Source organism: Mesorhizobium sp. WSM4848, from assembly GCF_055811375.1.
The window spans coordinates 51,223-73,084 of record NZ_JBVVPX010000009.1; the positions used below are offsets into that span (position 1 = coordinate 51,223).

A 21,862-nucleotide genomic window follows, 5' to 3' on the forward strand; every position below is an offset into this window, starting at 1 on the left:
CCCCAACCCCCCGCCCCATCGCGCCTGTTCACGCCGTGTACTATGGGGCCCGCCTAATCCCACAAAAACCTAAAAAACCCCCCCCCCGGCCCCCCCCCCACCCCCCCCCCCCCCCCCCCCCACCTCTCCCCCGATCGACGGGGGAGAGGAAAGCGCGCGAACTCCAGGCTCCCTTCCTCTCCCTCCGGAGGGAGAGGTGGCGCTGCGAAGCAGCGATGGAGTGGGGGATGGCCTAGGAAAGCAACTGCCATTTGAAGCAAGAGACCTTCGACGCTTGCTAAGTAAAATGGCCGGCAGGCCAGAGGGGGGTGCCGCGTGATGCCCAAACGTTGCGCTATCACCCAGATCTCCCGCCTCGCCCACCGCGCTGGCGGCAGTGCGGCCGCCAACCGGATGGTGCCGGAAGAGACGCCGGTGGCGTTCTCCTTTGCCGGCACCACGCACGCGGTGATGATGGCAAGTCCGGCCGATTTCGAGGATTTCGCGCTCGGCTTCTCGCTGACCGAAGGCATTGTCGCCGACGGCGGGGAAATCGAGGCGATCGAGGTCGAGGATCACGGCGCCGGCATCGACATCCAGATCAGGCTGAAGGACCAGGCCAATACGCGCTTCGAGGCGCGGCGCCGACGCCTGGCCGGCCCGGTCGGCTGCGGGCTGTGCGGCATCGAGTCGATCGAGGAGGCGATGCGCTCGGTCGAGGCGGTCGGTTCGTCCAGACTTACGCTTGCGGCGGACGACATCGTCCGTTCGGTCAAGCTTCTGTCGAAAGTGCAGCCGTTGCACGCCGAGACCGGTGCGGTCCATGCCGCCGGTTTTTATATCCCAGGCAAGGGCATCGTCATGGCGCGCGAGGATGTCGGCCGCCACAATGCGCTCGACAAGCTGGCCGGGGCACTCGCCAAAGCCGGCATCGATGGCACCTTGGGTGCCGTCGTGGTGACGTCGCGCGTTTCGGTCGAGATGGTGCAGAAGACGGCGGCGATCGGCGCTGCGTTCATCATTGCCGTTTCGGCGCCGACGGCACTTGCCATCCGTACCGCCGGGGACGCCGGCATGACGCTGGTGGCTTTGGTGCGCGGCGATGATTTCGATATTTTCACCCACCCCGAGCGGGTGGCTTGCGGAGTTGCCAAGCATGTCGCATGACGAAGGCCACATCATGAGCACCAGCGAAAAGCTGGTCCGCATGGCCAACCAGATCGCCGCCTTTTTTCACTCCAAGCCGCGCCAGGAAGGCATTGCCGGCGTCGCCGAGCACATCAACAAGTTCTGGGAGCCGAGGATGCGCCGGCAATTGTTCGAGATGCTGGACAAAGGTGGCGAAGGCTTCAAAGAGCTTGTTATCGCCGCCGCGCCCAGGATCAAACGGCCGGCCGCGCCTGAAGCAGCGGGCTTAGGCCTCGATGCCGGGGCGTCGTTCCAGGCGGAAAAGGCCCTGGGGCCCGGTGAGTCGAAAGCGGGGATCGCCGCTTCGCAGAAGTAGGGCTGCCCCTCATCCGGCCCTTCTGGCCACCTCTCCCCAAACGGGGAGAGGAAAAGGCGCTACCCGTGCGCAACCATTACATGGCGGACGGCGGTATAATCTTCCAGAGCATAGAGCGACATGTCCTTGCCGTAGCCGGATTGCTTCAGCCCGCCATGCGGCATCTCGTTGGTCAGCATGAAGTGGGTGTTGATCCAGGTGCAGCCGTACTGAAGCCGCGCGGCCGTCGCCATGGCGCGCGAGACATCCTTGGTCCACACCGAGGAGGCTAGGCCATAGTCGCTGTCATTGGCCCAGTTCACCGCCTCGTCGACTTCGGAAAAGCGGGTGACGGAGACAACCGGCCCGAACACCTCGCGGCGCACGATCTCGTCTTCCTGCAGCGCGCCGGCGACGACGGTCGGCTGGTAGAAGAAGCCGGAGCCCTCGCCCGGCTTGCCGCCGGTGGTGATCTCGATGTGTTTAAGCTCCGAGGCGCGCTCGACGAAGCTCGAGACGCGGTCGCGCTGGCGGCGTGAGATCAGCGGCCCGATCTCGTTTTCGGTGTCGTCGGGGCGGTTGTACTGGATGGTCGAGACGGCGGAGGAAAGGTCGGCGACGAGCTTGTCGTAGATCTTCTTGCCGGCATAGATGCGGCAGGCGGCGGTGCAGTCCTGGCCGGCATTGTAGTAGCCGAAGGCGCGCAGGCCGTTGACCACCGCGCCGAGATCGGCATCGTCGAAGACGATGACCGGCGCCTTGCCGCCGAGCTCGAGATGCGTGCGCTTGACCGATTTGGCGGCGGCCTGCAGCACCTTCTTGCCGGTGGCGACATCGCCGGTGATCGAGATCATGTTGATTTTCGGGTGGTTGATCAGCGTGTTGCCGACGCTGTCGCCGCGGCCGAGCACGACGTTGACGACGCCCTCGGGCAGAATCTCGGCAAGGATCTTTGCCAGCTTCAGCGCCGTCAGCGGCGTCTGCTCGGACGGCTTGAAAACGACCGTATTGCCGCCGGCAATCGCCGGCGCCAGCTTCCAGGCCATCATCATCAGTGGATAGTTCCACGGCGCGATCGAGGCGACGACGCCGATGGCATCGCGGCGGACCATCGAAGTGTGGCCCGGGATGTATTCACCGGCGACCTGGCCGGGCATCGAGCGGACAGCGCCGGCAAAGAAGCGGTAGCAGTCGACGATTGCCGGGATTTCGTCGTTGAGCACGGCATTGATCGGCTTGCCGCAATTGAGCGCCTCTAGGGCGGCGAAATCTTGTGCCGCGGCCTCGATGCGATCGGCGATTTTCAGCAGATAGGCTGAGCGCTGCGCCGGCGTGGTGCGCGACCAGGTGACGAAAGCCTTTTCGGCCGCCAGCACCGCCGCCTCGATCTGCGCCTGGCTGGCTTCAGGCAGGTTGAGGATAGTCGCCCCGGTCTTTGGATTGAGGATCGGCTCCTCGGTGTCGGTGCCCCTCTCGAATTTCGAGCCGATCAACATCTTCGTGTCCATGGCAGTCTCTCCCTTATGGATTCTTGACGTCATTTGCCCGAACCGGCGATCTGGTCGCCGTCGCGGGTCAGGTAATAGGCGACGAGGATGGGCAGCAGCGTCACCAGCACGACGACCACGGCCACCACGTTGGTGACCGGGCGCTGGCGCGGACGGATCAGCTCTTCCAGCATCCAGATCGGCAGCGTCTGCTGCTGGCCGGCGGTGAAGGTGGTGACGATGACCTCATCGAACGACAGAGCGAAAGCGAGCATGCCGCCGGCAAGCAGGGCGGTGGCGATGTTGGGCAGCACGACATGCCGAAAGGTCTGGAAGCCGTCGGCGCCGAGGTCCATCGACGCCTCGATCATCGAGCCGGAGGTGCGGCGAAAGCGGGCGACGGCGTTGTTGTAAACGACGACGACGCAGAAGGTGGCGTGGCCGAGCACGATCGTCCAGAACGAGAACGGAATCTCGGCCAGCGAAAAGGCTGAACGCAGCGCGATGCCGGTGATGATGCCGGGCAGCGCGATCGGCAGGATGACCAGCAGCGAGATGATTTCGCGGCCAAAGAACCGGGTTCGCGACACGGCGGCCGCGCAGAGCGTGCCGAAGACCAGGGCGACAACTGTCGAGATGGCGGCGACACGGACCGACAGCGACAGCGCTTCCCACACGTCCGGGCGGTTCCAGGTGACGGCGAACCATTGCGTCGTCAGCCCCGGCGGCGGCCAGGCGAAGCTCTTTTCCTCGGTCGTAAAGGCATAGACGAAGATCAGGAAGATCGGCAGATGCAGGAACAGCAGGCCGCCGGCGGCGGCGACCTTCAGGCCGAGAGGAGCGGATGGCGAGCCATCAGAGCGCATCGAAGGCCCCCATGCGCTTGGCGCCCCAGAGGTAGAAACCCATGATGACGATCGGCACCACGGTGAAGGCGGCTGCGAGCGGGATGTTGCCGGCGGTGCCCTGCTGCGAATAGACGGCCTGGCCGATGAACAGCCGCGAGGTGCCGATGATCTGCGGGATGATGTAGTCGCCAAGCGTCAGTGAGAAGGTGAAGATCGAGCCGGCGACGATGCCTGGCAGCGCCAGCGGGAACAGCACGTTGCGGAAGGTCTGGCCGGGCGAGGCGCCGAGATCGGATGAGGCCTCGACCAGATTGCCCGGCACGCGCTCGAGTGCCGCCTGCACCGGCAGGATCATGAACGGCAGCCAGACGTAGACGAAGACGATGAAGGTGCCGGTGGACGACACCGACAGCGAGTTGCCGCCGACGACCGGCAGCGACAGCCAGCCATCGAGCAGCCACAGCAGATGCAGCTTGGCGAGCAGCCAGGTGAGAATGCCTTCCTTGGCGAGAATGAGCTTCCAGGCGTAGATCTTGACCAGATAGCTCGACCAAAGCGGCAGCATCACGCCGAGATAGAACAGCGCCTTCCAGCGGCCGCGCGCATAGCGCGCCGCGTAATAGGCGATGGGAAAGGCGATGATCGCCGCGGCGAACGTGACCAGGGCCGCCATCGTCACCGTGCGCAGGATGATGTCGAGATTGGCGGCCTGCAGCAGGTCGCCATAGGTCTTCAGCGTGAACTGCCGGTTGATGAGGCCGGAGAATTCGTCGATCGAGAAAAAACTCTGCAGGAGCAGCGCGAACAGCGAGCCGACATAGACGATGCCGAGCCACAGCACCGGCGGCAGCAGCATCAGCAGCAGCAGCAGCTTGGGCTTGCGCCAGAACAGGTCGGACAGGGCGCCGCGCACGCCGCCCGCGCGAGGAAGGAGGGCTGGGGCAGATTTTGCCTGGGTCGCGGTCAGAGTCATGGTTTCTTCGACAGGTCGCGTTCCTTCGCACCCCCCTCTGTCCTGCCGGACATCTCCCCCACGAGGGGGGAGATCGGCAGCCTCGCCAGCGGCGCCTCTTCTGCAACGTTGGTGACTGGCGAAAGTGGTTGCAACAGCCGATCTCCCCCCTCGTGGGGGAGATGTCCGGCAGGACAGAGGGGGGCGCCGTGAAGCGCCTTGCCTCGGCTATTTGCCGAAACCTTCATCATCCCGGCTCGTCCATCAGGTGCAAATGCTCGCGGTTGAAGGTGAGCACGACCGCCTCGCCTTCCCTGGGCAATTTCGCACCGGCCGGCACAATAGCATGCAATCTCAGCCCGTCGGCATCGAGCGCCAGTCTGGTCGTGGCGCCGAGATAATTGGTCGAGACAAGGCGAGCAGCAACGCCGTCGCCCTTCGCTGCCCGACCGATGCGAATGGATTCAGGACGCAGGCTGCCCCAGCGATGCTGGCCGGAGTAACGCTGGACGAAATCCGGCGGCAGCACATTGGACGAGCCGACGAAATCGGCGACGAAGCGCGTCTTCGGCCGCTGGTAGATGTCCTCCGGCGTGCCGATCTGCATGATCTTGCCGTCGTTGAAGACCGCGACGCGATCAGCCATCGACAGCGCCTCGCCCTGGTCGTGGGTGACGAAGATGAAGGTGATGCCGAGCGCCTTCTGCAGCGACTTCAGCTCCTCCTGCATGTTCTCGCGCAGCTTGAGGTCGAGCGCGCCAAGCGGCTCGTCGAGCAGAAGCACCTTCGGCTGGTTGACCAGCGCGCGGGCGAGCGCGACGCGCTGGCGCTGTCCGCCGGAAAGCTGGCTCGGGCGGCGGGCGCCGTAGCCGGGAAGCCGGACCAGCGACAATGCTTCCTCGGCGGCCTTCTGCCGCTCCGGCTTGCCGACGCCCTTGACCATCAGCCCGTAGGCGACGTTGTCGAGCACGTTCAGATGCGGAAACAGCGCGTAGTCCTGGAACACGGTGTTGACGTTGCGGCGATAGGGCGGAACGCCTTCGGCGCGTTCGCCGAAAATGGAGATTGAGCCCGATGTCGGCTGCTCGAAGCCGGCGATCAGCCGCAGGCAGGTCGTCTTGCCGGAACCTGAAGGTCCAAGCATGGCAAAGAACTCGCCCGGCACGATGTCGAGATCGACCATGTCGACGGCGCGCACGCTGCCGAAATGGCGCGAGACTTTTTCGAAGGAAACGGCTGATGTCATGGGCTGTCAGTCTGTTGCCGGTTTGGTGTGTTGACATCGCCGGCGCCGCCACGGATAGCAGGCGGGGCCAGCGAACTGCGCGGCGCCCTACCTCCCCCTTGTGGGGAGGTCAAGGCGAAGCCGCGGGTGGGGGTCCTTTGGCAAGAACTGCCGAGCGGACCCCCACCCCGACGCTGCGCGTCGACCCTCCCCACAAGGTGGAGGGTAAGAGAACTCACCGTCCGCCGATGACGCCGATATAGTCCGACACCCAGCGATAGTAAGGCACGCACTGGTCCTGGCTGGCGCATTTCGACACCGGCGTCTTCCAGAACTTGATCTTTTCGAAATTGTCGTATCCGTTGGTCTTGCAGCCTTCGTCGCCGAGCAATTCGTTGCCCTTGCAGGCGGCCGGCACCACCGGCAGCGAACCGAACCAGGCGGAGACATCGCCCTGCACTTTCGGCGACAGTGAGTGCTCCATCCACATATAGGCGCAGTTCGGGTGGGCTGCGTCGGCTGCCAGCATGGTCGTGTCGGCCCAGCCGGTGACGCCTTCCTGGGGGATGGTCGAAGCGACCGGCTTCTTGGCAGCAACCAGCGTGTTGACCTGATAGGGCCATGAACCGGAGGCAACGACGCCTTCGTTCTGGAAGTCGTCGACCTGGATGGCGGCGTCATGCCAGTAGCGTCCGACCAGCGTGCGCTGGACGCGCAGCAGATCGAGGGCGGCCTTGTACTGATCCTCGGTCAGCTCGTAGGGATCCTTGATGCCGAGCTCCGGCTTGTGAAACATCAGATAGTTGGCAGCATCGGCGATGTGGATCGGCCCGTCATAGGCCTGAACGCGGCCCTTGTTCGACTTGCCGTCAGGCAAGCTCATCTCCTCGAAGACGACGTTCCAGCTCTTCGGCGCTTCCTTGAACACCTCGGTGTTGTACATCAGCACATTCGGCCCCCACTGGTAGGGGGCGCCGTAGTGGACGCCGCCGACCGTGAACCACGGCGCATCCTTGAGCCGGTCGTCGACCGTGTTCCAGCTCGGGATGAGATCGGTGTTGATCGGCTGGACCCGCTTGCCGGCGACAAGGCGCAGCGACGCGTCGCCCGAGGCGGTAACAAGGTCGAAGCCGCCCTCATTCATCAGCGCCACCATCTCGTCGGAGGTGTTGGCGGTCTTGATATTGACCTTGCAGCCTGTGTTCTTCTCGAAAGAGGTGACCCAATCATAGTTCTTGTCGGTTTCGCCGCGTTCGATGTAGCCGGGCCAGGCGACAATGTTGACTTGGCCTTCGCCCTTGCCGAGTTCCTTAACCTGGGCGATCGCCTGGCCGGAGAAGGCCAGCGCGACCGTCAATGCAGTGCATGACTTCAGGAATGAATTCATCTCGATCTCCCATCTGAGGGGCCGCACTCTCGCGGCGGCTTGGTCCCTGATTGTCAAAGTGCTGCGAAATTTCCGGTTTCGCAAATTCATTTGTCAGAAAGACGATATCGGTTTTTCCGATAGGTCAGCGGCCATTCTTGTCCGGCCGCTGACGAACCATGCGCTGCGACTGGGCAAGCCCGATGAAGTCGCGCGCCGCCTGCGGCAGGCTGGAGCCGCGCCGCCAGACCGTGCCGACCTGGACAACCGGCAACGAGCCCGAAATATCGCGCGATTCGATGCGGTCGCCTTCCAGCGACCATGGCCGGTAGACGAGGTCCGGCAGCAGCGCCACGCCGGCGCCGGTGGCGACAAGGCTGCGCACCGCTTCGACCGAGCGGGTGCGGAAGGCGACATGCGGCTTGGCGGCGATCGCCGCCAGCAGTTTTCCGGTATTCTCTTCGATCTCGTCGACGGTCAGCATGATCAGCGGCTCCGACGCGATATCGCTGATGCCGATGATGTCGGCGCTGGACAACGGATGGCCAAGCGGCAGCCATAGCCGGTAGGGCGAGACTTCGAGAATTTCCGATTGCAGGGCGGTGCGGTCGCGCAGGTTCGAGGTGACCATGACGGCGATGTCGAGCTTGCCGCCGACCAGCAGATGTTCGAGGTAGTCGCCATTGTCCTCGATGGCCGAGATCTCGACGCCGGGATAGGCGCGGCGATAGCGGGCAAGAAGGTCGGACAGCACATAGCCGGCGACCAGCGAGGTGACGCCGAGTTGCAGCCGGCCGCCAGCCGCCGCTTGCTCGCCGGAGAAGGCGCGGCGCGCATCGGAAACATCGGCAAGGATCTTTGTCGCGTGGCGCAGGAACTGGTGGCCTTTGTGGGTGATGTTGAGGCCGCGCGGATGGCGCTCGAACAGTTCGACGCCGAGATCGCCTTCAAGCTCCTTGATCGCTTCGGTGACCGACGATTGCGAGATCGACAGGTTTTGGGCGGCGCCAGACACGGTGCCTTGCTCGGCGACGGCGATGAAGAACTGCAATTGGCGGATTGTGAAGGCCATGGCCGGACTAAACACCGGGACGGCAAGGAAGAAAAGCCGTCGATCCCAGGCTCACCGCATTACTGCTCTGGCCAGGTCAGATCCCGTTTTCGCTGCCGGCAATGCTGAGCCGTGCGCCGGCCTGGGCAAGGGCTGCGGCGATGGCGCGCGGCGGCGGCCGATCGGTGACGAGCTCGGAAAAACCGTCGAGGCCGCAGACCTGGACCAGGCCTTGGCGGCCGAACTTGGTGTGGTCGGTGATGACGAGCGAGCGCTGGCCGCGCGACAGCACCATGCGGGCGAATTCCGCCTCTTCCAGATCGTAGTCCATCACCCCGGTGACGGCATCGACCGCGCCGGTGGAGATCACAGCGTGGCTGACGGAAAAGCGGCTGACGAATTCAATGGCCGTGACGCCGAAGGCGGCGCCCGAATCGCTGCGCAGTTCGCCGCCGGCCATATAGACCTTGTTGCCGTTGACCGTGGCCAGCGTGCGGGCGATGTCCGAGGAGTTGGTGACCACCGTCAACCGCCGGTGGCCGAGCAGTTCGCGGGCCAGGAAAGAGGTGGTGGTGCCGGTGTCGAGCATGATCGCTTCGCCGTCGCGGATGGTGGCGGCAACCATGCGGGCGATGGCGCGCTTGGCATCGGCATTCTCGCGCATGCGCCGCTCGAACGGCGCCTCGCCGGCCATCGACGGCAGGCCGACGGCGCCATGCATCTTCAAGATCGAACCGTCACTGGTCAGTGGCTTGACGTCGCGGCGCACGGTCTCCAGCGAGACGCCCAGCCGGTCGGCCAGGCTGGCGATGGTGACGGTGCCTTCCTCATGCAGGAGACGCAGGATTTCGCCATGCCGCTTCGAGTGCATCAGTCTCACCCACTCGGCTTGTTGTGCTACTGACCGCTTCTAAGGCAAATCGGCCACAGTTTTCAAGAAATCCTTGTGATTTCGGGCAAAAAGCCACAAGTTTTCGTTGACAAGCCAGATCACATAGCGTGACACTGGCTTGTGACAGGCTTCGGAACTGCCACGGGAGAACGATGGCAGAGCCGCACCAAAATTCGCCTGCCCGAACGTCCGGGAAATCGTCTGACGTAAGGGAAAAGGACTTTTTTGAATCCGCGGGGGCGGATGCCGGAGTCAAAGAACCCGGCACTGGGGCTCGTCGGTGCGGTGCGGGGTACCGATCCCGGGATCCCGCACCGACGAGAACTTCGCATTGCTCCCTCCTGCCGGCCGCCATCCTTGCGTCGCCCGCGACGCCCTGACCGCCGCCCAACGAGGGATGAACCTGTGACCGCCGAGGACCGCATCCGCGCCCTGCCCTGCTGGACCGGCAGCGTCGAGATCGCGCCGCTGCCGGGCGGCCTGAGCAACGCCAACTATCTGGTCAAGGACGCCGCCGGGCCGCATGTCGTGCGCTTTGGCCAGGACTTTCCATTCCATCACGTCTTCCGCGAGCGCGAGGTGATGACCGCGCGCGCGGCGCATGCCGCCGGCTTCGCGCCGGCGGTCCACCATTCCGAGCCCGGCATTTTGGTAACGGAATTTCTCGGCGCCAAGACCTATGTCGCGGAAGACGTCCGCGCCAATATCGACCGCGTCGCCGCCCTGATGCGCGGCTTCCATCGCAAGATGCCCAATCATGTCTCCGGCGCCGGCTTCATGTTCTGGGTATTCCATGTCATCCGCGACTATGCGCGAACGCTGGAGGAAGCCGATAGCCGCATGCGAAGCGAGTTGCCGCGGCTGCTGACGCTTGCGGACGAGCTCGAACGGGCGCAGAAATTGCTGCCAATCGTCTTCGGCCATAACGATCTCCTGCCGGCTAACATTCTCGACGACGGCCATAGACTGTGGCTTATCGATTTTGAATATGCCGGCTTCAACACGGCGATGTTCGACCTCGCCGGCGTCGCCTCGAACGCCAGCATGAACGACGAGCAGTCCTTCGCCTTCCTGACCGCCTATTTCATGAAGGAGCCGGACGAGGCGATCCGCCGCTCGCATGCGGCCATGCAATGCGCATCGCTGCTGCGCGAGGCGATGTGGAGCATGGTTTCCGAACTTTATCTCGACGCGCCCGGCATCGACTACGTCGCCTATACCTGCGAAAACCTGACGCGGCTCGATGCCGCGCTGGAAAACTACAGAACAAAATACGGACAGAAATCATGACATTGCCCGCCCACGCCGAGATCGTCGTCATCGGCGGCGGCATAATCGGCTGTTCGACGGCTTATCATCTGGCGCGTGACCACAAGGCCGATGTCGTGCTCCTGGAACAGGGCAAACTGACTTCGGGCTCGACATGGCATGCGGCGGGGCTGGTCGGTCAGTTACGGTCTTCGGCCTCGATCACCCGCCTGCTCAAATATTCGGTCGATCTCTATAAGGGGCTGGAAGCCGAAACCGGGCTGGCCACCGGCTGGAAGATGACAGGGTGCCTCAGGCTCGCCACCAAAGCCGACCGCTGGATCGAGTACAAGAGGCTGGCGACGACGGCGAAAAGCTTCGGCATGGATATGCAGTTGCTGTCACCGGCCGAGGTCAAGGCAATGTGGCCGCTGCTGGCAACCGGCGATCTCATCGGCGCCAGCTGGCTGCCGACCGACGGCCAGGCAAGCCCTTCCGACATCACGCAGTCGCTGGCCAAAGGCGCGCGCATGCACGGCGCCAGGCTGTTCGAAGATATCCGCGTCACCGGCTTCGACATGAAGGATGGCCGCATCACCGCGGTGAAGACCAACAGCGGCGATATCGCCTGCGACAAGGTGGTGAACTGTGCCGGGCAATGGGCGCGGCAGGTGGGGGCGCTGGCCGGCATCAACGTGCCGCTGCAGCCGGTGAAGCACCAGTACATCGTCACCGAGAGAATAGACGGGTTGGCGAGCGATGCGCCGACGATCCGCGACCCCGACCGCCGCATCTATTTCAAGGAGGAGGTCGGCGGGCTGGTGATGGGCGGCTATGAGCCGAACCCGCAAGCCTGGACGACCGATCTTCCCGGCGGGGATGTCCCTGACGACTGGCAGTTCCGGCTGTTCGACGACGACTACGATCATTTCGAGCAGCATATGAAACAGGCGATCACGCGGGTTCCGGCGCTCGAAACCGTCGGCGTCAGGCAGATGATCAACGGGCCGGAGAGCTTCACGCCGGACGGCAATTTCATTCTCGGCGTGGCGCCCGAATGCGCCAACATGTTCGTCGGCGCCGGCTTCAACGCCTTCGGCATCGCGGCAGGCGGCGGCGCCGGCTGGGTGCTGGCGCAGTGGGTGGTCGACGGCGAGGCGCCACTCGACCTGTGGGTGGTCGATATCAGGCGCTTTTCCGACCTGCACCGCGACCGGCAATGGGTCCGCGACCGCACGCTGGAAGCCTATGGCAAGCACTATACGATCGGCTTCCCGCATGAGGAGTATGTCACGGGTCGGCCACGGATCGTGTCGCCGCTCTATGAACGGCTGCAAAAGCACCGCGCCGTGTTCGGCTCCAAACTCGGTTGGGAGCGGCCGAACTGGTTTGCGCCCGAAGGCGTCGAGCCGAAGGATATCTATTCGATGGGCCGGCAGAACTGGTTCGCGCCGGTCGGCGACGAGCACCGGCACGTGCGCGAGAACGTCGGCATCTTCGACCAATCGTCCTTCGCCAAATACGAAATGACCGGCGCGGATGCGCTGAAGGCGCTCGACTGGATCTGCGCCAACGACGTCGCCAAGCCGGTCGGCCGGCTGACCTACACGCAGCTTCTCAACACGCGCGGCGGCATCGAGGCCGACCTGACCGTGGCGCGGCTCGGCGAAGACCGATTCTACGTCGTCACCGGCACCGGCTTTAGGACACATGACTTCTCGTGGATCGGCGACCATGTCGGCAGCGAACTCGACGTGACGCTCACCGATGTCACCGAGGATTTCGGCACGCTGTCGCTGATGGGGCCGCGCGCCCGCGACGTGCTGGCTGCGGTGACCGATGCGGACGTGTCGAACACCGCTTTCGCGTTCGGACACGTGCGGGAAATCTCCATCGCCGGCCACACAGTTCGGGCGCTGCGCGTCACCTATGTCGGCGAGCTCGGCTGGGAGCTGCATGTGCCGATCGCGGCCACGGGCGAAATCTTCGACGCGCTGATGACGGCGGGCGAGAAATACAGCATCCGCCCGGTCGGCTACCGGGCGCTGGAATCGCTGCGGCTGGAAAAAGGCTACCGCGCCTGGGGCTCCGACATCACGCCCAACGACACGCCGCAGGAGGCAGGCCTCGGCTGGGCGGTGAAGCTTCGCAAGAATACAGATTTTCTCGGGCGGCGCGCGCTGGAAGACATCGGCGGCGCGGCGCTGAAAAAACGCTTTGCCGGCTTCACCGTCGATGATTGCGAGATCGTGCTGCTCGGGCGCGAAACGATCCTGCGCAACAGCGAGCCGGTCGGCTACCTGACCAGCGGCGGCTATGGCTACACGGTCGGCAAGAACATCGGCTACGGCTATGTGCGCAACGCCGACGGCGTCAGCGACGATTTCCTCACCTGCGGCGACTACGAGTTGGTGGTGGCCATGGAGCGGACGCCGGCAAAAATCCATCTCGAGTCGCTTTACGACCCGGCCGGAGAAAGGATCAGAGCCTAAGAGCGGGATGGTCAGTTCACGCGCAGAACGAGGCCGCGGCTGGGCACGGTGTCGGCCTCGCCCGGCATGGAGACATAGGGCGATGTCTCCTCGGCGCGCGTGACGACGCCCTTCGCCTCGAGGTTGGCGATTCGTCCGGAAAAGCCGGCGTCCCACAGCGTGTTCTTGACCGTCAGCACGATTATCCCGCCCGGCCGGCAGATGCGGATCAGTTCGTCCAGCCCCTCAGCGCCGACATGGCCTGAGGTGAAGACGCCGGCCGATATGATGCCGGCATAGGCATCATCCGCGAAGGGCAGCGGTCCGCCGAGCGCCAGGCAGTGAAGCGCCGAATAGACGCCCTTGCGCGCTGCCTGGGCCAGCATGCCTTCGGAAATGTCGAGCGCCTCGACCTGCGGATAGCCCGCGATCTTCAGCCACTCGCCGATGAGCCCGGTGCCGGCGCCGGCATCGAGGAGCGGTGCCGCGCCGCGCGGCAGGTGGCGGGCAAGCAGGGCGAGGCAGATGATCGGATGGCGATAACCGGCCGCCGACATGTCGGCGTCGTAGGTGTCCGACCAGCGGTCGTAGAGCGCCGCCACTTCTTCAGGCCGCTTCGCCGCATAGGCCTCGGCGAGCGCGCCTTTATTTTTATTTTTCCTGTCCGCCATCACAGTCTCGTCCGCAAATCAAAGCGCCGCAGCGCCCCTAGCGCGTCCTGCGGGAGCGCACGGCGCTGAAGTGAATCGCATGCCGGCAATGATAGCCAAACGGTGAAATTTGTGGAACCGTCGTCACCACAAATAGACGCGAAAGAGGGCAGAAGCGATGGTGGACGAGGAAGCACGCGCGGCGCTTGCAGCCATTCCGGCACTGGCCGGCTACGAGGGGCCGCTGGAGCGGCTGGGTGGCCTCACCAACCTCGTCTTCAGGGCTGGAGATGCCTGCCTGCGGATTCCCGGCAAGGGCACGCAGGAGTATATCAACCGCGCCAACGAGGCGGTGGCGGCGCGGGAAGCCGCCAAGGCTGGCGTCAGCCCCGAGCTGCTGCATGTCGACGGCGAGACAGGCGTGATGGTGACGCGCTTCGTCGCCGGCGCCGAGACGATGTCGCCGGAAAAATTCAAGACCCGGCCGGGCAGTCCGGCGCGTGCCGGCAAGGCCTTCCGCAGATTGCATGCATCCGGCGCGGTGTTTCCCTTCCGCTTCGAGCTGTTTGCGATGATCGACGACTACCTGAAGGTGCTGTCGACCAAGGACGTCGCCCTGCCTGCCGGCTACCACGACGTCGTGCGCGAGGCAGAAACCGTGCGCTCGGCGCTTGCCGCGCATCCCCTGCCTCTCGTCGCCTGCCACTGCGATCCGCTGTGCGAAAACTTCCTCGATACGGGCGACAGGATGTGGATCGTCGACTGGGAATATTCCGGCATGAACGACCCGCTTTGGGATCTCGGCGACCTCAGCGTCGAAGGACAGTTTGATACGGCGCAGGAGGAAGAGATGATGGGCGCCTATTTCGGTGGCGAGCCAACGCCGGCGGAGCGCGGCCGCATCGTCATCTACAAGGCGATGTGCGATCTGTTGTGGACGCTGTGGGGGCTGATCCAGCTTGCCAACAACAATCCGGTCGACGATTTCCGCGCCTATGCCGACGGTCGTTTTTCACGATGCAGTGCGCTGATGGAGACGCCCGACTTCTCAACGCATCTGGCGGCGGTGCGCGCGGGCTAAGACCAGAGAAAATCTGGATTCAGTTGACGCCTTTCGGCACGTTTTCGGGCGGCACGGTGTCGACCACCTTCTGGCGATGGAAGATGAACAGGCCGGCCAGCACGACGATGCCGGAGCCGATCAGGATGCGCGTGCCGGGCATGTCGCCGAAGAAGGCCAGCCCGAAGATGACGGCCCACAGCAGCAGGCTGTAATGCAGCGGCGCCAGCGTCGACGCCGGCGCCAGCTTCAGCGCCCTGGTGATCATCAGATGCGCGCCGCAGGAGACGATGCCAAGAAGCAGCATGGCGCCGAAATCGGGCGAGGACGGCGTCTGCCAGTTGCCGATGGTGAGAAACCCGCCGACCAGCAGCGTGCCGATGGTTTGCCAGGTAACGAGCGAGGTGTCGCTGGTGCCACGCAACCGACGGTTGAGAATGATGGCGAAGGCGAATGAAACGCTTCCGGCCAGCGCGAAGGTCGACGACAGCGAAAACGCGGCCGAGGACGGTTCGAGCATGATCAGCACGCCGCAGAAGCCGAACAGGATTGCCATCCAGCGGCGCCAGCCGACCTTTTCGCCGAGCAGCAGGTGGGACAGCGCCGCCACGTAGATCGGCCCCGCCATGTAGAAGCTCATGACGTCGGCGAGCGGCAGATAGACGACGGCGGCGTAAAACAGCGCCGTGTCAAGCGTCGTCATGACGACGCGCAAGACCTGCAGTTCCAGGCGCTCCATGCGGAACAGCTTGGCCGCGCCTTGACGCCCGATCATCGGGCCGAGCACGAAAAAGGCGCCGATCGAGCGGATCAGCACGACCTGGCCGACGGAAAAGCTGGCGACCAGCCATTTGCCCATCGCATCGTTCAGCGCAAACAGGAAATCGCCGGCCAGCATCAGCAGAATGCCAGCCAAAAGCACGTTCCTGATCTTCGAATTCTGGGCTGTTGGCTCTGCCATGCCGATGTCGCTTGCTCCCGCATGAATGCCCGGTGAGCAGCGTCGTAGACGCAAGCAGCCGCTTTGACGAGTGGAAATCGGGAAGCCGGCCAGACCAGGGACCGGAAATCGGCTGGGCCTGTACGGACGATCGCAACCGCCTACTTTGGCCGTGGCCGAATGATAACCGGACGATAGATCACCGGCCGATCCCAGGGATCGAAGACCGACGCACTTGTGAGCTCGGCGCGGCGCGCCAGATCGATGCGCTGCAGACATTCGGCGAAGGCATCATTCTTCCTGACGAAGCCGTAGGAACGGCATTTCGCCTCGTCCGCGGCACGACGGTCTTCGGCCGTCATGCAACCTGCACAGGCCGCCGCCAACACGGCCACCATCGCCGTCATGTGCCACATGGTATCCTCCTCGGCATAAAACTGGAGGTTGATTGTAGGCTTGCGGTCAGGACCTATCAATCTGGTTGATGGAGTCTTGAGACGGGCGATGCCTGCGGCTCACTGTTGCCGGCCGTCCGGCGATCGAGAGCCGTGTTTCCTGCCTGGCCCGCTCGGCCACCACCTTGCCCCTGGCGATGACGCAGAGTCGCTCGGGACGCAGGCGCAAGGCCTCGATCGGATCGCCGCAATCGAGGACGACGAGGCTGGCGCGCTTGCCGACCGCCAGGCCGAGATGGTCGAGGCCCATGATGGCGGCGTTGACGTTGGTAACCATGTCGAAGCAGCGCGTCATGTCGGCCGGGCTGGACATCTGGGCGACGTGAAGGCCCATGAAGGCGACGTCGAGCATGTCGGCGGTGCCGAGCGAATACCAGGGGTCGAGCACGCAATCCTGGCCCCAGCCGACCCGGATGCCGTGGGCAAGCATTTCCTTGACCCGCGTCAGGCCGCGGCGTTTGGGGAATGTGTCGTGGCGGCCCTGCAGCATGATGTTGATCAGCGGATTGGGGATCGCCGAGACGCCTGCCTCTGATATCAGCGGCAACAGCTTCGAGACATAGTAATTGTCCATCGAGTGCATCGACGTAAGATGCGAGCCGGCGACCCTGCCCTGCAGGCCGAGGCGTTGCGTCTCATAGGCCAGTTGTTCGATATGGCGCGACAGCGGATCATCGGTCTCGTCGCAATGCAGGTCGACCATGAGGCCGCGTTCTGCCGCGATTTCGCACAGTTCCGTCACCGAACGGGTGCCGTCGGCCATGGTGCGCTCGAAATGCGGAATGCCGCCGACGATGTCGACACCCATGTCGAGCGCGCGGATGGTGTTATCGAGCGCCGTCGGCGAGCGATAAAACCCATCCTGCGGGAAGGCGACCAGTTGCAGGTCGATATAGGGCGCGACGGTCTTCTTCACATCGAGCAGGGCTTCGACCGCCAGCAGCCTGGTATCGCAGACATCGACATGGCTGCGGATGGCGAGCAGGCCCATGGACACTGCCCAGTCGCAATAGGCGAGCGCGCGGTCGCGCACCGTTTCGTGCGTCAACAGCGGCTTCAGTTCGCCCCACAGCGAGATGCCTTCGAGCAGCGTGCCCGACACGTTGATGCGCGGGATGCCCAGGGAGAGCGTGGCGTCCATGTGAAAATGCGGATCGACGAAGGGCGGCGAGATCAAATTGCCATGGGCGTCGATCGCCGTACCCGCGGTTACGGTCAGCTCCGGCTCGATGGCGGCGATCGTCTCGCCGATGATGCCGATATCGGCGATCCTGCCGTCGGGCAGCGTGCCGCCGCGGACGATAAGGTCAAAATCCATCTATCGTCATCCCTTTGCAGAAGCGAACCTACTCCGGCACATGCCGTACCGCACCCTTTGCAGCACTGGTCGCCATCGAGGCGTAGGCGCGCAAGGCCATTGTCACCTTGCGCTTGCGCTTTTCCTCGGGTTTCCAGGCGGCGGCTCCCTTGGCCTCCATCGCGGCGCGGCGGGCGGCCAGTTCGGCATCGTCGACGGCAAGCCGGATGGTGCGGTTCGGGATATCGATCTCGATCGTGTCGCCCTCATGCACCAGCCCGATCAGCCCGCCTTCCGCCGCCTCGGGAGAGGCATGGCCGATCGACAGGCCGGAGGTGCCGCCGGAGAAGCGGCCGTCGGTGACCAGCGCACAGGCCTTGCCGAGGCCCTTCGACTTCAGATAGCTGGTCGGGTAGAGCATTTCCTGCATGCCGGGGCCGCCGCGCGGCCCTTCGTAGCGGATGACGACGACATCGCCGGCCCTGATCTCGTTGGACAGGATCGCCTTGACGCTGGCGTCCTGGCTTTCGAACACCCTGGCCGGGCCGGTGAATTTCAGGATCGATTCATCGACGCCCGCGGTCTTCACGATGCAGCCGTCGAGCGCCAGGTTGCCTTTCAGCACGGCAAGGCCACCATCCTTGGAAAAAGGATATTGGGCCGAGCGGATGACGCCCTTCTCCCGGTCGAGATCGAGTTCGTCCCAGCGCCGATCCTGGCTGAAGGCGACCTGCGTCGGCACGCCGCCCGGGGCTGCCAGAAAGAAGTCGCGAACATTCTGGCTCGACGTGCGCGAGATATCCCAATGGTCGAGCGCTTCGCCGAGAGTTGCGGTGTGCACGGTCGGCAGGTCGCGGTTGATCAGTCCGGCGCTATCGAGCTGACCGAGGATCGCCATGATGCCGCCGGCGCGGTGGACGTCTTCCATGTGCACATCCGCCTTGGCGGGGGCAACCTTGCATAGCACCGGCACCTTGCGTGACAGCGCGTCAATGTCGTCCTGATCGAAATCGATCTCACCCTCATGCGCGGCAGCCAGGATGTGCAGCACGGTGTTGGTCGAGCCGCCCATGGCGATGTCGAGCGTCATGGCGTTCTCGAAAGCGCCCTTCGAGGCGATGCTGCGCGGCAGCGCGGTGTCGTCGTCCTGCTCGTAGTAGCGCTGGGCGAGATCGACGATCAGATGGCCGGCCTCGACGAACAGCCGCTTGCGGTCGGCATGCGTCGCCAGCGTCGAACCGTTGCCGGGCAGCGAAAGGCCGAGCGCCTCGGTCAGGCAATTCATCGAATTGGCGGTGAACATGCCCGAGCAGGAGCCGCAGGTCGGGCAGGCCGAGCGCTCGATGGTCTTGACGTCCTCGTCGGAGATCTTGTCGTCGGCAGCCGCGACCATGGCGTCGACCAGGTCGAGCGCCTGCGTCTTGCCGGCGAGCACCACTTTGCCGGCTTCCATCGGCCCGCCGGAGACGAAGACTGTCGGGATGTTGAGGCGCAGCGACGCCATCAGCATGCCCGGCGTGATCTTGTCGCAATTGGAGATGCAGACCATGGCGTCGGCGCAGTGGGCGTTGACCATGTACTCGACCGAGTCGGCGATCAGTTCGCGCGACGGCAGCGAATAGAGCATGCCGTCATGGCCCATGGCGATGCCGTCGTCGACAGCGATGGTGTTGAACTCTTTCGCAACGCCGCCGGCCTTCTCGATCTCGCGAGCGACCAGCTGGCCAAGATCCTTGAGATGTACATGCCCCGGAACGAACTGGGTGAAGGAATTGACGACAGCGATGATCGGCTTGCCGAAATCGGAATCCTTCATGCCGGTGGCGCGCCACAGGCCGCGGGCGCCGGCCATGTTGCGGCCATGGGTGGTGGTGCGGGAACGATAGGCAGGCATAGGCAGTCCTTGCTGTCTGCGTCGCGCCCGGCAAGGCGCGGAAAACCGGAATTGAGCGGCGTTATATACGCCGCGGTCCGGTCTGGCCACGGTTTTGCGATGCGCCAGATAGTGGAACCAGCGGCGATGGTCTCGAGCCAAAGCCGGCAGCCGGGCCAGACCGTAAAAAAAGTCGGAGGTGTTGTCGGATCGTGTTTTGTTTGAGCGTCCTTGGGCAGACGGCGGCGACCGGCATCAATCGCCAGCCGGCCGTTATACGAGTGAAAACCAGCGCGAGGAGCAAGAAATGCAAAAGATCACCCCCTGCCTGTGGTTCGACGACCAGGCCGAGGAGGCCATGAACCATTACATCTCCATCTTCAAGAACTCGAAGGTGCTGAGCGTGATGCGCTGGCCCAAGGGCAGCGGCGATAATGAGGGCAAGGTGCTGGTGACCTATTTCGAGCTCGACGGCGTGCAGTTCCAGGCGCTCAACGGCGGGCCGCAATTCAAGTTCTCCGAGGCAGTCTCGCTGTCCATCGACTGCAAGACGCAGGAGGAGGTCGACTATTTCTGGGACAGGCTCATCGAGGGCGGTGGCGAGCCCAGCCAGTGCAGCTGGCTGAAGGACAAATTCGGCGTCTCCTGGCAGGTCGTGCCGGAGCAATTGCCGAGGCTGCTGCAGGACCCCGACACCGAAAAGGCCGGCCGTGTCATGCAGGCGATGATGCAGATGACCAAGATCGATATCGCCAAGATCGAAGCGGCGGCCATGGGGTGAGTGATCTTCCCTTCTCCCCTTGTGGGAGAAGGTGGCCGAGCGAAGCTCGGTCGGAAGAGGGGTGCTGGACGGATCCCTACCTTGAAGAAGTAACTGCTTAATATCCTTCGACGTTTCACGCCGAGTTTCTTCCAACACCCCTCTTCCGTCTCGACGCTGCGCGCCGATCCACCTTCTCCCACAAGGGGAGAAGGAGAAGGTGCTCAAGCCGCCTTGTCGCGGACCTGATAATCCTTGACCGCCGCAAAACGGATCGCCTTCCAGCGCTCGGCCTCGTAGTTGAGGGAGAAGGCGTGCTGGGCCAGGAACACCGGATCGTTGTCGAGGTCGCGGGCGATGTCGCCGCGATGCGCCTCGATGAAGCGATGCATCTCGGCCTTGTCGTCGGCCGCTATCCAGCGGCAGACGGAAAAGCGCGACATCTCGAAATCGACGGGCAGCGTGTATTCGATGTTCAGCCGCTCCTTCAGCACGTCAAGCTGCAGCGCGCCGACGACGCCGACGATCGCCGGCGAACCGTCCTCCGGCGAAAACAATTGCACGACGCCTTCCTCGGCCATCTGGTGCAGCGCTTCCTTCAGCTTCTTGGCCTTCATCGCGTCGCCGAGGCGGACGCGGCGCAGGATTTCCGGGGCGAAATTCGGCACGCCGCGAAACAGGATCTCCTCGCCCTCGGTCAGCGTGTCGCCGATGCGCAGCGTGCCGTGGTTGGGGATGCCGACGACGTCGCCGGCAAAGGCCTCGTCGGCGGTGACGCGGGTGCGGGCAAAGAAGAATTGCGGCGCCGACAGGCTCATCGGTTTTCCCGTGCGCACCAGCTTGGCCTTCATGCCGCGCTCGAGCTTGCCCGAGCAGACGCGGACGAAGGCGATGCGGTCGCGGTGGTTGGGGTCCATATTGGCCTGGATCTTGAAGACGAAGGAGGTCATCCTATCCTCGGTCGCCTCGACCTTGCGGGTGTCGGCCTCCTGCGCGCGCGGCGGCGGCCCGTAGGCGCCAAGCGCCTCGATCAGATCGCGCACGCCGTAATTGCGCAGCGCCGAACCGAAATAGACCGGCGTCAGATGGCCCTCGCGGAACGCACCGATGTCGAGCGGACGGCAGGCTTCGCGCGCCAGCTCCAGCTCCTCGATGAAAGCCTCGCGCTCGTTCTCCGGCAACAGGCCGGCGACGCGGTTGGAGTCGGGACCATTGACCGGCGTGCGTTCCTTCTCCGCGTCGCCCTTGCGCACGGCGTTCAGCGCCAGGTGGTAGGTGCCGGAAAAGGTCTTGCCGCGGCCGATCGGCCAGGTGATCGGTGCGGTGTCCAGTGCCAGCTTCTGCTCGATCTCGTCGAGGATCTCGAACGGGTCGCGGCTTTCGCGGTCCATCTTGTTGACGAAGGTGATGATCGGGATGTCGCGCAGCCGGCAGACCTCGAACAGTTTTAGCGTGCGCGGCTCGATGCCCTTGGCGGCGTCGATGACCATGACCGCCGCGTCGACCGCCGACAGCGTGCGATAGGTATCGTCGGCGAAATCCTCGTGGCCGGGCGTGTCGAGCAGGTTGAAGACATTGTCCTCATACTCGAAGGTCATCACCGAGGTGACGACCGAAATGCCGCGCTCGCGCTCGATCTTCATCCAGTCCGACCGGGTCTGGATGCGATCCTTCTTGGCCTTGACCTCGCCGGCAAGCTGGATGGCGCCGCCGAACAAAAGCAGCTTTTCGGTCAGCGTCGTCTTGCCGGCGTCCGGATGCGCGATGATCGCGAAAGTGCGGCGGCGCGCCACCGCGTTCGTGATGTCTTCAGCCAATTTGTGGA

At 64.1% G+C, this 21,862-nt stretch carries 19 protein-coding genes; 6 read left to right on the plus strand and 13 right to left on the minus strand.

Annotated features, from left to right (window positions below; translation table 11 throughout):
- Positions 1–318 precede the first annotated feature (318 nt).
- Together fdhD and AC0L16_RS11275 are read left to right on the plus strand one after the other, a co-directional pair.
- Positions 319–1,146: a formate dehydrogenase accessory sulfurtransferase FdhD gene (gene fdhD, locus AC0L16_RS11270; RefSeq protein ID WP_473620757.1), complete on the plus strand. Its 828-nt coding sequence runs from the start codon at positions 319–321 to the stop codon at positions 1,144–1,146.
- On the plus strand, positions 1,136–1,483 hold the full coding sequence (locus tag AC0L16_RS11275) for a formate dehydrogenase subunit delta (RefSeq protein ID WP_473620759.1): 348 nt from the start codon (positions 1,136–1,138) through the stop codon (positions 1,481–1,483). The genes fdhD and AC0L16_RS11275 overlap by 11 nt, the downstream gene beginning before the upstream one ends.
- Positions 1,484–1,542: 59 nt before the next feature.
- On the opposite strand, the gene AC0L16_RS11280 is transcribed toward AC0L16_RS11275, so the two are convergent.
- The 7 genes from AC0L16_RS11280 to AC0L16_RS11310 form a co-directional block, all read right to left on the minus strand.
- Positions 1,543–2,970, minus strand: a complete 1,428-nt coding sequence (locus tag AC0L16_RS11280) for a gamma-aminobutyraldehyde dehydrogenase (RefSeq protein WP_473620760.1) — start codon at positions 2,968–2,970, stop codon at positions 1,543–1,545.
- A 29-nt stretch (positions 2,971–2,999) separates the two neighbouring features.
- Complete coding sequence (locus tag AC0L16_RS11285; RefSeq protein ID WP_473620761.1) at positions 3,000–3,815, minus strand: ABC transporter permease; 816 nt, start codon at positions 3,813–3,815, stop codon at positions 3,000–3,002.
- A complete protein-coding gene (locus AC0L16_RS11290; RefSeq protein ID WP_473620762.1) occupies positions 3,805–4,770 on the minus strand; it encodes an ABC transporter permease in 966 nt (321 codons plus the stop codon). Before AC0L16_RS11290 ends, AC0L16_RS11285 begins: the two co-directional genes overlap by 11 nt.
- 226 nt (positions 4,771–4,996) lie before the next feature.
- Positions 4,997–5,995 (minus strand): ABC transporter ATP-binding protein, encoded by a 999-nt coding sequence (locus AC0L16_RS11295; RefSeq protein ID WP_473620763.1) that lies wholly within the window; start codon positions 5,993–5,995, stop codon positions 4,997–4,999.
- 214 nt (positions 5,996–6,209) lie between these two features.
- A complete protein-coding gene (locus AC0L16_RS11300; RefSeq protein ID WP_473620765.1) occupies positions 6,210–7,361 on the minus strand; it encodes an ABC transporter substrate-binding protein in 1,152 nt (383 codons plus the stop codon).
- A 124-nt stretch (positions 7,362–7,485) separates the two neighbouring features.
- Positions 7,486–8,412 (minus strand): LysR family transcriptional regulator, encoded by a 927-nt coding sequence (locus AC0L16_RS11305; RefSeq protein WP_473620766.1) that lies wholly within the window; start codon positions 8,410–8,412, stop codon positions 7,486–7,488.
- Positions 8,413–8,488: 76 nt separating this feature from the next.
- Complete coding sequence (locus tag AC0L16_RS11310; protein ID WP_473620883.1) at positions 8,489–9,265, minus strand: DeoR/GlpR family DNA-binding transcription regulator; 777 nt, start codon at positions 9,263–9,265, stop codon at positions 8,489–8,491.
- Between the two features lie 423 nt (positions 9,266–9,688).
- On the opposite strand from AC0L16_RS11310, the gene AC0L16_RS11315 reads away from it, so the two are divergent.
- Positions 9,689–10,573 carry a phosphotransferase gene (locus tag AC0L16_RS11315; RefSeq protein WP_473620768.1) on the plus strand — a complete coding sequence of 295 codons (885 nt, stop codon included), beginning with the start codon at positions 9,689–9,691 and terminating at the stop codon, positions 10,571–10,573.
- Complete coding sequence (locus AC0L16_RS11320; RefSeq protein ID WP_473620769.1) at positions 10,570–13,023, plus strand: GcvT family protein; 2,454 nt, start codon at positions 10,570–10,572, stop codon at positions 13,021–13,023. The genes AC0L16_RS11315 and AC0L16_RS11320 overlap by 4 nt, the downstream gene beginning before the upstream one ends.
- A gap of 11 nt (positions 13,024–13,034) precedes the next feature.
- On the opposite strand, the gene AC0L16_RS11325 is transcribed toward AC0L16_RS11320, so the two are convergent.
- Entirely contained in the window at positions 13,035–13,673 is a 639-nt protein-coding gene (locus AC0L16_RS11325) for a class I SAM-dependent DNA methyltransferase (RefSeq protein ID WP_473620771.1), read from the minus strand.
- Positions 13,674–13,830: 157 nt separating this feature from the next.
- On the opposite strand from AC0L16_RS11325, the gene AC0L16_RS11330 reads away from it, so the two are divergent.
- Positions 13,831–14,733 (plus strand): phosphotransferase, encoded by a 903-nt coding sequence (locus AC0L16_RS11330; RefSeq protein WP_473620772.1) that lies wholly within the window; start codon positions 13,831–13,833, stop codon positions 14,731–14,733.
- A gap of 19 nt (positions 14,734–14,752) precedes the next feature.
- On the opposite strand, the gene AC0L16_RS11335 is transcribed toward AC0L16_RS11330, so the two are convergent.
- The 4 genes from AC0L16_RS11335 to ilvD form a co-directional block, all read right to left on the minus strand.
- Positions 14,753–15,673 (minus strand): DMT family transporter, encoded by a 921-nt coding sequence (locus AC0L16_RS11335; protein WP_473620773.1) that lies wholly within the window; start codon positions 15,671–15,673, stop codon positions 14,753–14,755.
- Between the two features lie 140 nt (positions 15,674–15,813).
- Positions 15,814–16,068 (minus strand): hypothetical protein, encoded by a 255-nt coding sequence (locus tag AC0L16_RS11340; protein WP_473620774.1) that lies wholly within the window; start codon positions 16,066–16,068, stop codon positions 15,814–15,816.
- A 46-nt stretch (positions 16,069–16,114) separates the two neighbouring features.
- On the minus strand, positions 16,115–17,425 hold the full coding sequence (locus AC0L16_RS11345; protein WP_473620775.1) for an amidohydrolase family protein: 1,311 nt from the start codon (positions 17,423–17,425) through the stop codon (positions 16,115–16,117).
- A gap of 28 nt (positions 17,426–17,453) precedes the next feature.
- Positions 17,454–19,298 carry a dihydroxy-acid dehydratase gene (gene ilvD, locus AC0L16_RS11350; RefSeq protein ID WP_473620777.1) on the minus strand — a complete coding sequence of 615 codons (1,845 nt, stop codon included), beginning with the start codon at positions 19,296–19,298 and terminating at the stop codon, positions 17,454–17,456.
- Between the two features lie 286 nt (positions 19,299–19,584).
- Here ilvD and AC0L16_RS11355 point away from each other — a divergent pair, with 286 nt between their 5' ends.
- Positions 19,585–20,058 (plus strand): VOC family protein, encoded by a 474-nt coding sequence (locus tag AC0L16_RS11355; protein WP_473620778.1) that lies wholly within the window; start codon positions 19,585–19,587, stop codon positions 20,056–20,058.
- Positions 20,059–20,261: 203 nt separating this feature from the next.
- Here the strand turns inward: AC0L16_RS11355 and AC0L16_RS11360 are convergent, their stop codons facing one another.
- Positions 20,262–21,854, minus strand: coding sequence for a peptide chain release factor 3 (locus AC0L16_RS11360; RefSeq protein ID WP_473620779.1), 1,593 nt, complete (start codon positions 21,852–21,854; stop codon positions 20,262–20,264).
- Positions 21,855–21,862 lie beyond the last annotated feature (8 nt).

Bases quoted from the DNA above. Each gene is read 5' to 3' on its own strand.
- AC0L16_RS11330 (WP_473620772.1), top strand. From the start codon at position 13,831: ATGGTGGACGAGGAAGCACGCGCGGCGCTTGCAGCCATTCCGGCACTG.
- AC0L16_RS11345 (WP_473620775.1), bottom strand. From the start codon at position 17,425: ATGGATTTTGACCTTATCGTCCGCGGCGGCACGCTGCCCGACGGCAGG.
- AC0L16_RS11305 (WP_473620766.1), bottom strand. From the start codon at position 8,412: ATGGCCTTCACAATCCGCCAATTGCAGTTCTTCATCGCCGTCGCCGAG.
- ilvD (WP_473620777.1), bottom strand. From the start codon at position 19,298: ATGCCTGCCTATCGTTCCCGCACCACCACCCATGGCCGCAACATGGCC.
- AC0L16_RS11280 (WP_473620760.1), bottom strand. From the start codon at position 2,970: ATGGACACGAAGATGTTGATCGGCTCGAAATTCGAGAGGGGCACCGAC.
- AC0L16_RS11300 (WP_473620765.1), bottom strand. From the start codon at position 7,361: ATGAATTCATTCCTGAAGTCATGCACTGCATTGACGGTCGCGCTGGCC.
- AC0L16_RS11275 (WP_473620759.1), top strand. From the start codon at position 1,136: ATGTCGCATGACGAAGGCCACATCATGAGCACCAGCGAAAAGCTGGTC.
- AC0L16_RS11340 (WP_473620774.1), bottom strand. From the start codon at position 16,068: ATGTGGCACATGACGGCGATGGTGGCCGTGTTGGCGGCGGCCTGTGCA.
- fdhD (WP_473620757.1), top strand. From the start codon at position 319: ATGCCCAAACGTTGCGCTATCACCCAGATCTCCCGCCTCGCCCACCGC.
- AC0L16_RS11290 (WP_473620762.1), bottom strand. From the start codon at position 4,770: ATGACTCTGACCGCGACCCAGGCAAAATCTGCCCCAGCCCTCCTTCCT.
- AC0L16_RS11355 (WP_473620778.1), top strand. From the start codon at position 19,585: ATGCAAAAGATCACCCCCTGCCTGTGGTTCGACGACCAGGCCGAGGAG.
- AC0L16_RS11325 (WP_473620771.1), bottom strand. From the start codon at position 13,673: ATGGCGGACAGGAAAAATAAAAATAAAGGCGCGCTCGCCGAGGCCTAT.
- AC0L16_RS11285 (WP_473620761.1), bottom strand. From the start codon at position 3,815: ATGCGCTCTGATGGCTCGCCATCCGCTCCTCTCGGCCTGAAGGTCGCC.
- AC0L16_RS11320 (WP_473620769.1), top strand. From the start codon at position 10,570: ATGACATTGCCCGCCCACGCCGAGATCGTCGTCATCGGCGGCGGCATA.
- AC0L16_RS11295 (WP_473620763.1), bottom strand. From the start codon at position 5,995: ATGACATCAGCCGTTTCCTTCGAAAAAGTCTCGCGCCATTTCGGCAGC.
- AC0L16_RS11335 (WP_473620773.1), bottom strand. From the start codon at position 15,673: ATGGCAGAGCCAACAGCCCAGAATTCGAAGATCAGGAACGTGCTTTTG.